Source organism: Celerinatantimonas diazotrophica, assembly GCF_004339545.1.
Lineage (GTDB): Bacteria > Pseudomonadota > Gammaproteobacteria > Enterobacterales > Celerinatantimonadaceae > Celerinatantimonas > Celerinatantimonas diazotrophica.
Genome location: NZ_SMGD01000012.1, coordinates 46242 through 59072, shown reverse-complemented (window position 1 = coordinate 59072; position 12831 = coordinate 46242). Strand labels below are relative to the sequence as shown.

18 protein-coding genes and 5 tRNA genes are annotated in these 12831 nt (G+C 45.5%); all 23 read right to left on the bottom strand.

All coding sequences use genetic code 11. The features are described 5' to 3' along the window. Positions 1-210: 210 nt before the first annotated feature. The 23 genes from rplA to rplD all read right to left on the bottom strand — a co-directional run bounded on the left by rplA (position 211) and on the right by rplD (position 12815). Entirely contained in the window at positions 211-912 is a 702-nt protein-coding gene (gene rplA / locus EV690_RS06620) for a 50S ribosomal protein L1 (RefSeq protein ID WP_131912218.1), read from the bottom strand. Between the two features lie 4 nt (positions 913-916). Then, positions 917-1345: a 50S ribosomal protein L11 gene (gene rplK / locus EV690_RS06615; RefSeq protein WP_131912217.1), complete on the bottom strand. Its 429-nt coding sequence runs from the start codon at positions 1343-1345 to the stop codon at positions 917-919. A 125-nt stretch (positions 1346-1470) separates the two neighbouring features. Then, positions 1471-2016 carry a transcription termination/antitermination protein NusG gene (gene nusG, locus EV690_RS06610; protein WP_131912216.1) on the bottom strand — a complete coding sequence of 182 codons (546 nt, stop codon included), beginning with the start codon at positions 2014-2016 and terminating at the stop codon, positions 1471-1473. Then, positions 2017-2397 carry a preprotein translocase subunit SecE gene (gene secE / locus EV690_RS06605; RefSeq protein ID WP_131912215.1) on the bottom strand — a complete coding sequence of 127 codons (381 nt, stop codon included), beginning with the start codon at positions 2395-2397 and terminating at the stop codon, positions 2017-2019. A gap of 100 nt (positions 2398-2497) precedes the next feature. Continuing rightward, positions 2498-2574: transfer RNA gene (locus tag EV690_RS06600), tRNA-Trp, on the bottom strand. Between the two features lie 152 nt (positions 2575-2726). Next, complete coding sequence (gloA2, locus tag EV690_RS06595; protein WP_131912214.1) at positions 2727-3116, bottom strand: SMU1112c/YaeR family gloxylase I-like metalloprotein; 390 nt, start codon at positions 3114-3116, stop codon at positions 2727-2729. A gap of 866 nt (positions 3117-3982) precedes the next feature. After that, positions 3983-5167: an elongation factor Tu gene (tuf, locus tag EV690_RS06590; RefSeq protein WP_131912213.1), complete on the bottom strand. Its 1185-nt coding sequence runs from the start codon at positions 5165-5167 to the stop codon at positions 3983-3985. 93 nt (positions 5168-5260) lie between these two features. After that, positions 5261-5336, bottom strand: a tRNA-Thr gene (locus tag EV690_RS06585). A 2-nt stretch (positions 5337-5338) separates the two neighbouring features. After that, positions 5339-5413, bottom strand: a tRNA-Gly gene (locus tag EV690_RS06580). A 38-nt stretch (positions 5414-5451) separates the two neighbouring features. Next, a tRNA-Tyr gene (locus tag EV690_RS06575) sits at positions 5452-5535 on the bottom strand. Positions 5536-5552: 17 nt separating this feature from the next. After that, a tRNA-Thr gene (locus EV690_RS06570) sits at positions 5553-5628 on the bottom strand. 109 nt (positions 5629-5737) lie between these two features. Continuing rightward, positions 5738-6697 carry a bifunctional biotin--[acetyl-CoA-carboxylase] ligase/biotin operon repressor BirA gene (gene birA / locus EV690_RS06565; protein ID WP_131912212.1) on the bottom strand — a complete coding sequence of 320 codons (960 nt, stop codon included), beginning with the start codon at positions 6695-6697 and terminating at the stop codon, positions 5738-5740. Beyond that, on the bottom strand, positions 6684-7724 hold the full coding sequence (murB, locus tag EV690_RS06560) for a UDP-N-acetylmuramate dehydrogenase (RefSeq protein WP_131912211.1): 1041 nt from the start codon (positions 7722-7724) through the stop codon (positions 6684-6686). Before murB ends, birA begins: the two co-directional genes overlap by 14 nt. 48 nt (positions 7725-7772) lie before the next feature. Further along, a complete protein-coding gene (coaA, locus tag EV690_RS06555; protein ID WP_131912210.1) occupies positions 7773-8711 on the bottom strand; it encodes a type I pantothenate kinase in 939 nt (312 codons plus the stop codon). Positions 8712-8866: 155 nt separating this feature from the next. Further along, complete coding sequence (gene rpsQ, locus EV690_RS06550; protein WP_131912209.1) at positions 8867-9115, bottom strand: 30S ribosomal protein S17; 249 nt, start codon at positions 9113-9115, stop codon at positions 8867-8869. Further along, positions 9116-9307 (bottom strand): 50S ribosomal protein L29, encoded by a 192-nt coding sequence (rpmC, locus tag EV690_RS06545; protein ID WP_131912208.1) that lies wholly within the window; start codon positions 9305-9307, stop codon positions 9116-9118. Beyond that, positions 9307-9717 carry a 50S ribosomal protein L16 gene (gene rplP, locus EV690_RS06540; RefSeq protein ID WP_131912207.1) on the bottom strand — a complete coding sequence of 137 codons (411 nt, stop codon included), beginning with the start codon at positions 9715-9717 and terminating at the stop codon, positions 9307-9309. The genes rpmC and rplP overlap by 1 nt, the downstream gene beginning before the upstream one ends. Positions 9718-9728: 11 nt before the next feature. Then, complete coding sequence (gene rpsC / locus EV690_RS06535) at positions 9729-10421, bottom strand: 30S ribosomal protein S3 (RefSeq protein ID WP_131912206.1); 693 nt, start codon at positions 10419-10421, stop codon at positions 9729-9731. Between the two features lie 10 nt (positions 10422-10431). Next, positions 10432-10764 (bottom strand): 50S ribosomal protein L22, encoded by a 333-nt coding sequence (gene rplV / locus EV690_RS06530; RefSeq protein ID WP_131912205.1) that lies wholly within the window; start codon positions 10762-10764, stop codon positions 10432-10434. A 10-nt stretch (positions 10765-10774) separates the two neighbouring features. Further along, a complete protein-coding gene (gene rpsS / locus EV690_RS06525; protein ID WP_131912204.1) occupies positions 10775-11053 on the bottom strand; it encodes a 30S ribosomal protein S19 in 279 nt (92 codons plus the stop codon). A gap of 11 nt (positions 11054-11064) precedes the next feature. Next, positions 11065-11895 carry a 50S ribosomal protein L2 gene (gene rplB, locus EV690_RS06520; protein WP_131912203.1) on the bottom strand — a complete coding sequence of 277 codons (831 nt, stop codon included), beginning with the start codon at positions 11893-11895 and terminating at the stop codon, positions 11065-11067. 15 nt (positions 11896-11910) lie between these two features. Further along, positions 11911-12213 carry a 50S ribosomal protein L23 gene (rplW, locus tag EV690_RS06515; protein ID WP_131912202.1) on the bottom strand — a complete coding sequence of 101 codons (303 nt, stop codon included), beginning with the start codon at positions 12211-12213 and terminating at the stop codon, positions 11911-11913. Further along, positions 12210-12815: a 50S ribosomal protein L4 gene (gene rplD / locus EV690_RS06510; protein WP_131912201.1), complete on the bottom strand. Its 606-nt coding sequence runs from the start codon at positions 12813-12815 to the stop codon at positions 12210-12212. The genes rplW and rplD overlap by 4 nt, the downstream gene beginning before the upstream one ends. Positions 12816-12831: the final 16 nt, after the last annotated feature.

The following is a 12831-nucleotide window of genomic DNA, read 5'->3' as shown; positions in this document are numbered from 1 at the left end:
CCCCTAATTGAATCAATCAGGGCTCTGTACGGCTACAGATCCAGAATAAGTCATAAAAACTATTCAGGGTTCTTTCACCGTCTGCGCAGGGTATTTAAGATGAAAGCTCATCTCCTGCGGTCTTGGACGTGGGCTAAAATTAACCCAGACCCATAAAGATAAGGCGCGCAATTTTACATCAATTGCGCGACCTTGTAAACCTAGAATTTATTAGGCTAACTGTTCTAAAGAAGCCACATCAATAGAAACGCCAGCACCCATAGTGGTAGACAGGCTTACTTTCTTGATGTATTGACCTTTAGACTGTGCTGGTTTTGCTTTACGCAAAGCACTCAGCAGCGCTTCTAAGTTTGCTTTGATTTTGTCATCGTCAAAATCAGCTTTACCGATAGTCGTATGGATAATACCATTTTTGTCGTTACGATAACGAACCTGACCAGCTTTAGCGTTATTAACCGCTTCAGCAACGTTAGGCGTTACAGTACCAACTTTCGGGTTTGGCATCAGGCCACGTGGACCTAAGATCTGACCTAATTGACCAACTACGCGCATTGCATCAGGAGATGCGATAACGACGTCGAAGTCCATTTCGCCAGCTTTTACTTTGGCTGCCAAATCATCCATACCCACGATATCAGCACCAGCTTCTTTAGCTGCTTCAGCGTTTGCACCTTGAGTGAACACTGCAACGCGAACGCTACGGCCAGTACCGTGTGGTAGAACTGTTGCACCACGGACGTTTTGATCAGATTTACGAGCATCGATGCCCAAATTTACTGAAGCATCAACACTTTCAACGAATTTTGCAGTTGCCAATTCTTTGAGCAACGCAATCGCTTCGTTGATTGAGTAATCTTTAGTTGCATCCACTTTTTCGCGGATAGTACGCATACGTTTAGAAAGTTTTGCCATCGTCTTAGCCCTCTACTACCAGGCCCATTGCACGGGCTGAACCTTCGATTGAACGAACCATCGCGTCTAAATCAGCACCAGTCATATCGGCTTCTTTAACTTTCGCGATTTCTTCTAGTTGCGCACGAGTTACTGTACCAACTTTCTCTTTGTTAGGAACACCAGAACCTGATTTGATGCCTGCTGCTTTTTTAAGCAGGAATGATGCAGGTGGTGTTTTCGTTTCAAAAGTGAAAGAACGGTCATTGTATACTGTGATAACGACAGGGACTGGTGCACCTTTTTCAAGGCTATCAGTACGAGCGTTAAACGCTTTACAAAATTCCATGATGTTCACACCATGCTGACCCAGAGCAGGACCAACTGGTGGACTTGGGTTAGCAGCGCCAGCTGCAACCTGTAGCTTGATATAAGCTTCGACTTTCTTAGCCATAATTACCTCTAAATTGGGTTCAAACGCCTAGGTCACTAATTGACTTTGGCTTCCCGATATAACAAAAGGGCAGCGGATTATAAAATATCCTCTGCCCTATCACAACCATTTAGGCGAAAATTCGATCAACCTTTTTCGACTTGACCAAATTCTAACTCAACCGGTGTTGCACGACCAAAGATCAAAACCGATACTTTAACGCGGTTTTTCTCATAATCAACTTCTTCGATGGTGCCATTAAAATCGGCAAATGGGCCATCGGTCACTCGAACCACTTCACCAGGCTCGAACAATGTTTTTGGACGCGGCTTATCAGCAGACTCATTAAGGCGATCTAGGATATTAGCTGCCTCACGGTCACTAATTGGTGCTGGACGCTCTGGGGTGCCACCAATGAAACCCATCACCCGCGGCACATTACGAACGAGATGCCAACTTTCATCGTTCATGTGCATCTGAACAAGCACATAACCGGGGAAGAACTTGCGTTCGCTTTTACGTTTTTGGCCCGCACGCATCTCAACGACTTCTTCAGTCGGAACTAAGACTTCACCAAATAAATCTTCTTGGTTGTGGATCTTAATGTGCTCGCGCAGGGATTTAGCGACACGGGCTTCATAGCCAGAAAATGCCTGTACTACATACCAGCGTTTTTTCAGTTCTTCACTCATTTAAATACTCACCCCTGTTATAAAGCTCACGGCACGGACCAATACGCCATCAAGTCCCCACAACACCAGTGCCACAACGGCAGACACGGCAAGGACCATTAATGTTGTCTGCATCGTTTCCTGGCGTGTCGGCCAGACCACTTTACGAACTTCTATGCGCGCTTCTTTAGCAAAAGTCCATGTAGCCTTTCCTTTCGTTGTTAGCATTGCAACACCGAACGCTAGGCCAACAGCAATCACTACACCGATAACCCGAAACAGAACAGAAACTTCTGTTGAATAATAATAGTTACCGACCACGGATGCGGCGAGAAGAATGACGACTAATCCCCATTTTAAACCATCCATAGATCCGCGTTGGTTCTCTGTATTCGTTGACATAAACTACCTGTTATCCCACACTTTAAACAGCGCCACTAGCGCTTTATTTGACTGTATCGACCGAATCGAGATGCATCGATTACCGGCGCACGCGCACTTTTGGCAGGGGCGGAGGGACTCGAACCCCCAACCATCGGTTTTGGAGACCGCCGTTCTACCAATTCGAACTACACCCCTGTAAATAAAGCCCCATATTATAGGGGCTTTCACAAAAATTGTAACCCTTTGTCGAGTACAACTCTACTTGTGTCATATAATATCAGAAATCTACTGCCCTGGCAGGATGAAAAAGCAGATATCAATCGATTTGTGGAAAAATTTAGTACGGCTCAGCGCAGCGTTTCATAAAGCTCCAACGGTAAATCATCAGGGTCTTTAAAAAAAGTAAAGCGCTGGTTGGTGATGGGGTCGATCCGAATCGGTTCAACAACAATGTCATTGGCCTCAAGATGGTCAATGACAGGTTCTAACGACTCGACTGCAAAAGCGAGATGGCGCAGTCCACACGCTTCCGGTTGACTCACCCGAGCCGGCGGGTTGGTAAATGAAAATAACTCAATTTGTCCCCCACCGGGCAATGCTAAGTCTAATTTATAAGAATCCCGGTCACGGCGATAATGTTCGTGGATAATCGCAAGCCCTAAAATTTCATGGTAAAAATACTTTGAAAGTGGATAGTCACGACAAATAATCGCAATATGGTGAAAGGCTTTGAGCATACAACCTCCGCAAAGAATGGTTTATTAACTTAAGTAAATCTCTGATAACCCAGCATTACATTCCACTCAACATCTGCAACTATATCAAGCGGCAAGATTTGGCGCTCCCCCATTCAACGCAATTAACCAACGACTCTTTAAATTTTGCTCTCAAGGCGGATTCTCATTAAAAGATGCTTAAACGAGCCACAATTAAGACAGAATGAATGAGATAAATCGCAAAATTCCATAGAGCCTCTTGTCCCCATTCAGCAGTTCAAATTGAGCTCGATTCTAATCCAGAATAAAAATAATTTATGGCGCTACCTTTTGGCACATAGGCTCATCATTGTGTTGGTAGTTCTGACATTGCCAACTGAATAGCCATACCGATGATCACATCTGGCCCTTTTATGATGCAATCGCTATCTAGTCCTTTTTAAAAACCACTTTAAAGTCTTGCGGGTTGACTGCTTTAATCGCCAATTTGGTCTTATTCGCATCACGCTGGTAGACAACTTTCCCATTAATAACTTTATAAGAATAAATCGATGCCTAGGCTGCAAAACTTCCCAAAGCTAAGATAACCAACAGAAAAGCACCCACTAAAATCCTTTAACATATGAAGTCGTTATTAAATATCGGTTAAAACTCCTCACACCACCGATAAATCATTTAGCAAGGCTGAAGAAATAGACAGCTTTTTCCGCTAAGTACAACCCAATCGGATTATAAAGTATTTTATCTATAAATTAATAACGCGGTATCTCGTTCAATTAGCCGCTAAGTTGTCAGAGAAAGAAAATTAAGAAGGGAATACATCAATAAGGGGAAATGAAAAAAGGTCGCATCAGCGACCTTTTTATCAGCAATTCACTAAGTTGTGATTAAGCGATGATTTTAGAAACCACGCCAGCACCAACTGTACGACCACCTTCACGAATCGCAAAACGCAGACCTTCGTCCATTGCGATTGGGCAGATCAATTCGACAGTGAATTTCACGTTGTCGCCAGGCATAACCATTTCAACGCCTTCAGGCAGTTCAACAGCACCAGTTACGTCAGTTGTACGGAAGTAGAACTGTGGACGGTAACCTTTAAAGAAAGGAGTATGACGACCACCTTCTTCTTTGCTCAGTACATACACTTCAGCTTCGAATTGAGTGTGAGGAGTAATTGTACCTGGTTTAGCCAGAACCTGACCACGCTCAACGTCATCACGTTTAGTACCACGCAACAGCGCACCAACGTTTTCACCAGCACGGCCTTCATCCAGCATTTTGCGGAACATTTCAACACCGGTACAAGTCGTTTTAGTAGTATCTTTAATACCAACGATTTCGACATCGTCACCAACAGTCAGAATACCACGTTCAACACGACCAGTGACCACAGTACCACGACCTGAGATTGAGAATACGTCTTCAATAGGCAGCAAGAATGGGTGGTCGATATCACGAACTGGTTCTGGGATGTTTTCATCCAGAGCTGTTGCCAATTCGATAATTTTTTCTTCCCACTGAGCTTCGCCGTTCAGGGCACCTAATGCACTACCTTGAATTACAGGCAGGTCATCACCTGGGAAGTCATATTCAGTCAGCAGTTCACGAACTTCCATTTCAACCAGTTCGAGCAGCTCTTCATCATCAACCATGTCACATTTGTTCATGAACACAATGATGTAAGGAACACCAACCTGACGAGACAGCAGGATGTGTTCACGAGTCTGAGGCATAGGACCGTCAGTTGCAGCAACAACCAGAATTGCACCGTCCATCTGAGCTGCACCAGTGATCATGTTTTTCACATAGTCAGCGTGTCCAGGGCAATCAACGTGCGCATAGTGGCGGTTAGGAGTATCATACTCAACATGAGAAGTGTTAATGGTAATACCACGTTCACGTTCTTCAGGCGCATTATCAATCGCAGCGAAGTCTTTTGCTGCACCACCATAAGTTTTTGCCAAAACAGTTGTAATCGCGGCAGTCAGTGTAGTTTTACCGTGGTCAACGTGACCGATGGTGCCAACGTTAACGTGCGGTTTCGAACGTTCAAATTTTTCTTTAGACATGATCGTCCCTCATACAAGGAGTCAACTGGTGTTCTAGCACCAAAGGTTGTTGATTAAAAAGTAAATAATCGGTCTCAGGTAGGGCTAAAGAGCTGGTGCTGATAGGCAGATTTGAACTGCCGACCTCACCCTTACCAAGGGTGCGCTCTACCAACTGAGCTATATCAGCGCTGGAGCGGGCAGCGGGAATCGAACCCGCATCATCAGCTTGGAAGGCTGAGGTAATAGCCATTATACGATGCCCGCTTTTAGTCTCTTTTCAGACCACCTCAAACCGAGAAAAATGGTGGAGGGGGACGGATTCGAACCATCGAAGCTTTCGCGGCAGATTTACAGTCTGCTCCCTTTGGCCGCTCGGGAACCCCTCCATATTTTAACCTAACGATGGTGCCGACTGCCGGAATCGAACTGGCGACCTACTGATTACAAGTCAGTTGCTCTACCTACTGAGCTAAGTCGGCGTCGTTAAGTGCTGCGCATTCTAGGTAATCCGATTTTTAATTGCAACCGCTAAATTGAAAAAAAACTGACTTTAGCGATTAAATGCATACTTTTCATTCAAAAATCGCATTATTGGGGTCTTAAAGAAACCTCTCCTGCGTCGAAAGAGCGCAAATTACCTAGCTGATTTAAAAGCAACTTCCCTTGTGAGTCAATCCCATTGACCTTGCCATTGACCACGTGACCATCGGAAAAAATCAATTTAACGCTTTCACCATGGAAAATATCCAGCTGATTCCAACGCTCAATAAATGGCGCCAACCCAGATTGGCAAAATTGCTCATAGGCCTGCATGAGATGCTGATAACAGGTTAACAACAGTGTATTGCGGTCAATAAATGACTCAGAAAGCTGGCTCAAATCCGTAACTGGTTGATCTATCGAATCCCTGACTTCACCGAGGCGAATGTTCAAGCCAATCCCGGCAACAATATGCAGCAGTTGTTGCGGCTGGCCATTCATTTCAATCAAAATACCCGCTAATTTAGCATATCCGGCATAGATATCATTGGGCCATTTCAGACCAATATGTTCAAAACCTAGCTGTTTGAGTGCTTCCGCCACAGCAATTCCCACGACCAGACTTAGCCCCTGCATGCTTTCAAAGCCACCTTCAAAAGTCCAGTGCAATGAAAATGGCAGCTGCCCTGCAACTGCAGACGCGAAACTACGCCCTCTTCGACCCCGTCCTGCGCTTTGGTAATCACAGCTGACCAGCTCACCATGCTCGAGCTGCTCTAAGCGGTGCATCATCCAGCTATTGGTCGAATCCATTTCAGAAAAGACATGGACCGGGGCCTTCACTTTACTTTGTAACAGCGTTTCATCAAGCAGTGAGATAGGATGAGCCAAACAATAACCACGCCCTTTGACTGAATAAATATCCACTGCCATTGCCTGTAACTGGTGAATGTAGCTAGCAATCGAGGTGCGAGAAACTCCCAAAGCATCCGCTAATACTTGGCCTGAATGAAAGTGGCCATCACTTAAGCGATGCAGCAATACAAATGCTTTGTCATGACTTTGCATAGTTGGACAATACCTCTTGTGGGTTTACAAATCCTTCTGTACTGATGAATAAAACCTCAGGGTCAAGCCTAATCGCAAATTTCTGATAAACCTCATCCTGAATATGACCGGCCAGACGAACAATCTCGGCACCGCTGGCATGACCTGACTCATTGATCAACACAAGTGCTTGTTTAGCATGAACCCCGGCTCCCCCCATTTTAACCCCCTTCAGGCCGCACTGCTCAATCAGCCAGCCAGCGGCAACTTTAAATGTTCCGTCAGGTAACGGGTAAATTGGGATCTGCGCATAAAGCGGTTGAAAACGTTCGACCCATTGACGCTCAACAATTGGGTTTTTAAAAAAACTTCCAGCGTTCCCTACCTTTTTAGGGTCGGGCAGTTTAAGCCTGCGCGTCTGGCATATCATATCAAACACTTGTGAAATGCTAACCGAATCAGAATCAAGTGATTGCAGAGATCCGTAGTTTAAATTCGGCTGCCATTGTTTACTCAGTTTAAGTCCAACCCGAGTTACAATACACCCTTGCATTTGTGGTGTTTTGAATATGCTAGAGCGATAACCAAACTGGCATTGAGCATGAGTCAGTCGAGAAAATTGCTCAGTATGGCTGTCCCAGATTTCAACCCAATGGCAAAAATCACTCAATTCAGCGCCATAAGCACCGATGTTTTGGACTGGAGCGGCACCGACGGAGCCCGGAATTAATGCTAAATTTTCTAAACCGCCCACATTGCGAGAGACGAGCCAACAAACTAGCTCATGCCAGTTTTCTCCTGCGGCAGCTTCTATTAGCCATGCATCATTGCACTCGATAAGTTGGCGAGATCGGAGTCGATTAACAACTAATGTCCCCTCATAATCACCCACAAACAATAAGTTAGAACCTTCACCACAACACACCCATGGTTTACCCGCGCCACTAAGGGAATGAAGTGATTTAAGATCATCGAGGTTACGAATCACCAGAACCTGGCCAACCTTCGCCGATACAGCAAAGGTATGATAAGCCCGGGCATCGTTCATAAGTAAGTACCTTCGTAAAGATGGGCCTGAACTAATTAGCCCTTATCATTAATGGCGCAACAAAACTTGTTCCATGCGATGGCTGGCGCCTTTATGCAAGATCAAATCCGCCTTATTGCGAGTATGCAAAATATTATCTTTAAGATTCACCAAGTTGATACTTCGCCAGATTTCACGAGCAACTCGAACCGCTTCTTCATCGTTCAGATTAGCATAATGATTAAAGTAGCTGTTGGGGTCACTAAAGGCACCTTTGCGAAACGTCAAAAATCGTTGAATATACCATTGTTCAAGTTGCTCAATCTCGGCATCAACATAAATAGAGAAATCTAGGTAATCTGAAACAAAACGGCGTACTCCAGCATCATCTGTCGGATTAGCCTGTAACACATTAAGCCCTTCGAGGATGAGAATATCCGGCTGATCGACCACTCGATGCTGATTTGGCATAATATCGTAAGTGACATGCGAATAAACGGGGGCTTTTACCTGACGTTGTCCGGCCTTAACGTCCGCCATAAATTTAATCAAAGTTCGCACATCATAACTCTCGGGAAACCCTTTACGATGCATGATATCGCGCTTTTTTAGCTCAGCATTGGGATATAAAAAGCCATCGGTTGTCACCAGAGCCACTTTAGGATGTTCACTCCAGCGGTCTAACAGGGCTTGTAAAATCCGGGCCGTGGTACTTTTTCCGACAGCGACACTGCCAGCAATCCCGATAAAGAATGGGATTTTATGACTGTGCCCCAGAAATTCACCGGTCACCTTACGACGGTCTTGGCGCGACTTCACGTAAAGATTAACCAGTCGCGATAACGGCAGATAAGTATCTCGGACTTCTTCTAGCGAGATGGCTTCATTAATACCCCGCAGTCCTTGTAACTCGCCTTCTGTCAGTGTTAATGGCACAGAATTACGCAGTCTTGACCAGCTTGGGCGATCAAAGGTGAGATAGGACCGTAGTTGTTGTTCTTCAAACATAAGTCGCTTCCTTGGCAGAGCTTGAAACATTACCTTAAAAAAAAGGCTCTGACCACTAATGCTTATGGGTTCATTGTGTCAACGTAGAGACGAAGAGGATAGCTCGAATTCTTACTGGAAGGATATAAAGGGCTCGTATAGAGCCCTTTGATATTTTAGGCTTTTTCGACTACATCAACCAAAGTCCAAGACTTAGTCTTAGAAATTGGGCGGCACTCTTTGACAATCACAACATCGCCTTGAGTAGCGGCATTGTTTTCATCATGTACGTGCAATTTAGTAGTACGAGTCATGAATTTCCCATATACAGGGTGTTTTACACGACGTTCGATCAGGACAACAATCGATTTGTCCATTTTGTCACTGATCACTTTACCTTGTAATGTACGGATAGTTTCGCTCATTTACGCACCTGCCTTCTGATTCAGAATGGTTTTTACACGTGCGATGTTACGGCGCACATTTTTCAGCAAATGTGTTTGAGCCAACTGACCCGTGCTTGCTTGCATGCGCAGGTTGAATTGCTCACGCAACAGGCTTAACAGCTCTGTATTCAGCTCTTCAACACTTTTGTCTTTAAGTTCGCTAGCTTTCATCACATTACCGTCCGAGTTACGAAAGTAGTACTAATCGGCAGTTTAGCCGCTGCCAACTCAAATGCTTCGCGTGCCAAAGATTCTGGAACACCATCCATTTCGTACAATACTTTACCTGGCTGGATCTGAGCGACCCAATATTCCACATTACCTTTACCTTTACCCATACGAACTTCGAGGGGTTTTTCAGTAATAGGTTTATCTGGGAAAATACGGATCCAGATTTTACCTTGACGTTTAATATGACGAGTCATTGCACGACGAGCTGCTTCGATTTGACGAGCAGTTAGACGGCCACGACCGGTCGCTTTAAGACCAAAGTCACCGAAGCTTACTTGAGTACCTTTAGCAAGACCACGGTTACGGCCTTTATGAACCTTACGGAACTTAGTACGTTTTGGTTGCAACATTACCGTGTCTCCTATTTACCGCGACGATCTTTACGTTTTGGCTTAGCGGGAGCTTCAGGTTGCGCAACAGGCATACCACCCAGTACTTCACCTTTGAAGATCCAAACTTTCACGCCAATAATGCCGTAAGTTGTCGATGCTTCAGAAGTTGCATAATCGATATCAGCACGCAGAGTGTGCAATGGCACACGACCTTCACGATACCATTCGGTACGTGCGATCTCAGCACCGCCTAAACGGCCACTGACTTCAACTTTGATACCTTTCGCACCCAAACGAATAGCATTCTGCACTGCACGTTTCATCGCACGGCGGAACATAACACGACGTTCCAGCTGACTTGCGATAGAATCGCCAACCAACTGACTGTCTAGTTCAGGTTTACGAACTTCTGAGATGTTGATCTGAGCTGGAACTCCAGCTAGTTTAGCCACGCGTTTACGAAGCTTTTCAACATCTTCACCTTTTTTACCGATCACAACACCTGGGCGAGCTGTGTGAATAGTCACACGGATGCTTTTCGCAGGACGTTCGATCACGATGCGAGCCACAGACGCATTTTTCAGTTCTTTAGTTAAGAACTGACGCACTTCGTGGTCGCTATTTAAATTTGCTGCATACTCGCCTTTATCAGCATACCAGGTAGAGTTCCATGGTTTGACGATACCTAGGCGAATACCATTAGGATGTACTTTCTGACCCATTGCTTATCTCCTAGTTATCAGATACAACCACAGTAATGTGGCTGGTACGCTTGATAATGCGGTCTGCTCGGCCTTTTGCACGCGGACGTACACGTTTCAGAGTCGGGCCAACATCAACAAAGATTTTGGCAACTTTCAACTCGTCAATATCTGCACCTTCGTTATGCTCAGCGTTAGCGATAGCAGATTCTAAAACTTTCTTAACTAAAGCAGATGCTTTTTTGTTATTGAAAGTCAACTCAGCCAAGGCTTTCTCAACAGGCAATCCACGAATCAGGTCAGCGACCAGACGGGCTTTCTGTGGAGAAGTACGGGCAAAACGGTGTTTAGCTAATGCTTCCATCACTTTCCCCTTAACGCTTTTTCGCTTTCTTATCAGCAGCATGGCCGCGATAAGTGCGAGTTGGTGCAAATTCACCCAGTTTATGACCAACCATTTCGTCGGTGACAAAAACTGGAACGTGCTGACGACCATTATGGACAGCGATGGTCAACCCGATCATATTAGGGAAGATCGTTGAACGACGGGACCAAGTTTTAATTGGTTTTTTTTCCCCGCTTTCCACCGCTTTCTCTACCTTCTTCAGCAAGTGCAGGTCAATAAATGGACCTTTCTTGAGAGAACGTGGCATGGTGAATCCTCTTATTTCTTAGATGTACGACGACGTACAATATATTTATCGGTACGCTTGTTGCTGCGAGTTTTCTTACCTTTAGTAGGCAGACCCCAAGGTGATACAGGATGACGACCACCAGAAGTACGGCCTTCACCACCACCATGTGGGTGATCCACAGGGTTCATGGCAACACCACGTACGGTAGGACGAACACCACGCCAACGGCTGGCACCCGCTTTACCTAACTGACGCAGCATGTGCTCAGCGTTACCTACTTCGCCCAGAGTTGCACGGCAATCAGCCAGAACTCGGCGCATTTCGCCACTGCGCAGACGCAGTGTGACATATTCGCCTTCACGCGCTACCACCTGAGCATAAGCACCAGCACTACGAGAGAGCTGAGCACCTTTACCAGGTTTCATTTCGATTGCGTGAACAGTTGAACCAACTGGAATATTACGCAATGGCAAGCAGTTACCTGCTTTAATTGGCGCATGAATACCGTTTGCGATTTGGTCGCCAGCCTGCATGCCTTTGGCAGCCAGGATGTAACGACGTTCACCGTCGGCATAACAAACCAAGGCAATGTTTGCACTACGGTTTGGATCATATTCCAGACGTTCTACTTTTGCAGAAATATCGTCTTTATTACGTTTAAAATCGATAATCCGATAATGCTGTTTATGGCCACCGCCGATGTGACGTACGGTGATCCGGCCGTTGTTGTTGCGACCACCAGATTTACCTTTGGTGTCCAACAGCGGAGCATACGGCTTGCCTTTATGCAGGTCTTTATTAACCACTTTAACGACGTGGCGACGACCAGCAGATGTAGGCTTAGTTTTAACAATAGCCATTTTAAGAAACTCCTCTTACTCTGCGCCGCCAACGAAGTCGATGTCTGCACCTTCAGCCAAAGTGACGTAAGCTTTTTTCCAATCGCTACGATGGCCCAAGCGCATCCCGTGACGTTTATTTTTCCCTTTTACATTCAGGGTACGTACACCGGTTACTTCAACTTCAAACATTTTCTCTACAGCAGCTTTAATTTCAGCTTTAGTAGCAGTTGTGGCAACTTTAAAAACGATTGTGTTGTCGTTTTCAGCAGACACAGTGCTCTTTTCAGAGACGTGCGGTGCCAAAAGTACTTTTAACAGACGCTCTTCACTGATCATTTCAGCCACTCCTCAATCTGCTTCACAGCATCTGCTGTGATCAACACTTTGTCGAATGCGATTAAGCTGACTGGGTCAAGACCCGCCACATCACGCACATCGACGCGATACAAGTTACGCGCAGCTAAGAACAAGTTTTCAGTGACATCAGCTGTCACGATCAGAGCATCGCTCAATTCTAGTTCTTTGAGTTTCGCGACCAGCTGTTTAGTTTTAGGAGCTTCAATTTCAAACTTCTCAACAACAACTAGACGTTCCTGACGAACAAGTTCTGACAGGATACTGCGGATAGCAGCACGATACATTTTAGTGTTGACTTTCTGACTGTGATCTTGTGGTTTCGCAGCGAAAGTTACACCACCACTACGCCAAATTGGCGAGCGGATAGTACCGGCACGAGCACGACCAGTACCTTTCTGGCGCCATGGCTTCTTACCACCGCCAGCTACCTCAGAGCGGGTTTTTTGAGCACGAGTTCCCTGACGGGCACCAGCTGCATATGCAACAACCACCTGATGAACCAGTGCTTCGTTAAACTCACGCCCGAAGGTAGTTTCGGAAACTTCAAGAGCGCTCTGAGCGTCTTTCAATACCAATTCCATTACTATCTCCTCAGAC

What these genes read in the sequence shown, in the direction of transcription:
- rplA (WP_131912218.1), bottom strand. Translation starts at nt 912, where the DNA reads ATGGCAAAACTTTCTAAACGTATGCGTACTATCCGCGAAAAAGTGGAT.
- rplK (WP_131912217.1), bottom strand. Translation starts at nt 1,345, where the DNA reads ATGGCTAAGAAAGTCGAAGCTTATATCAAGCTACAGGTTGCAGCTGGC.
- nusG (WP_131912216.1), bottom strand. Translation starts at nt 2,016, where the DNA reads ATGAGTGAAGAACTGAAAAAACGCTGGTATGTAGTACAGGCATTTTCT.
- secE (WP_131912215.1), bottom strand. Translation starts at nt 2,397, where the DNA reads ATGTCAACGAATACAGAGAACCAACGCGGATCTATGGATGGTTTAAAA.
- gloA2 (WP_131912214.1), bottom strand. Translation starts at nt 3,116, where the DNA reads ATGCTCAAAGCCTTTCACCATATTGCGATTATTTGTCGTGACTATCCA.
- tuf (WP_131912213.1), bottom strand. Translation starts at nt 5,167, where the DNA reads ATGTCTAAAGAAAAATTTGAACGTTCGAAACCGCACGTTAACGTTGGC.
- birA (WP_131912212.1), bottom strand. Translation starts at nt 6,697, where the DNA reads ATGCAAAGTCATGACAAAGCATTTGTATTGCTGCATCGCTTAAGTGAT.
- murB (WP_131912211.1), bottom strand. Translation starts at nt 7,724, where the DNA reads ATGAACGATGCCCGGGCTTATCATACCTTTGCTGTATCGGCGAAGGTT.
- coaA (WP_131912210.1), bottom strand. Translation starts at nt 8,711, where the DNA reads ATGTTTGAAGAACAACAACTACGGTCCTATCTCACCTTTGATCGCCCA.
- rpsQ (WP_131912209.1), bottom strand. Translation starts at nt 9,115, where the DNA reads ATGAGCGAAACTATCCGTACATTACAAGGTAAAGTGATCAGTGACAAA.
- rpmC (WP_131912208.1), bottom strand. Translation starts at nt 9,307, where the DNA reads ATGAAAGCTAGCGAACTTAAAGACAAAAGTGTTGAAGAGCTGAATACA.
- rplP (WP_131912207.1), bottom strand. Translation starts at nt 9,717, where the DNA reads ATGTTGCAACCAAAACGTACTAAGTTCCGTAAGGTTCATAAAGGCCGT.
- rpsC (WP_131912206.1), bottom strand. Translation starts at nt 10,421, where the DNA reads ATGGGTCAGAAAGTACATCCTAATGGTATTCGCCTAGGTATCGTCAAA.
- rplV (WP_131912205.1), bottom strand. Translation starts at nt 10,764, where the DNA reads ATGGAAGCATTAGCTAAACACCGTTTTGCCCGTACTTCTCCACAGAAA.
- rpsS (WP_131912204.1), bottom strand. Translation starts at nt 11,053, where the DNA reads ATGCCACGTTCTCTCAAGAAAGGTCCATTTATTGACCTGCACTTGCTG.
- rplB (WP_131912203.1), bottom strand. Translation starts at nt 11,895, where the DNA reads ATGGCTATTGTTAAAACTAAGCCTACATCTGCTGGTCGTCGCCACGTC.
- rplW (WP_131912202.1), bottom strand. Translation starts at nt 12,213, where the DNA reads ATGATCAGTGAAGAGCGTCTGTTAAAAGTACTTTTGGCACCGCACGTC.
- rplD (WP_131912201.1), bottom strand. Translation starts at nt 12,815, where the DNA reads ATGGAATTGGTATTGAAAGACGCTCAGAGCGCTCTTGAAGTTTCCGAA.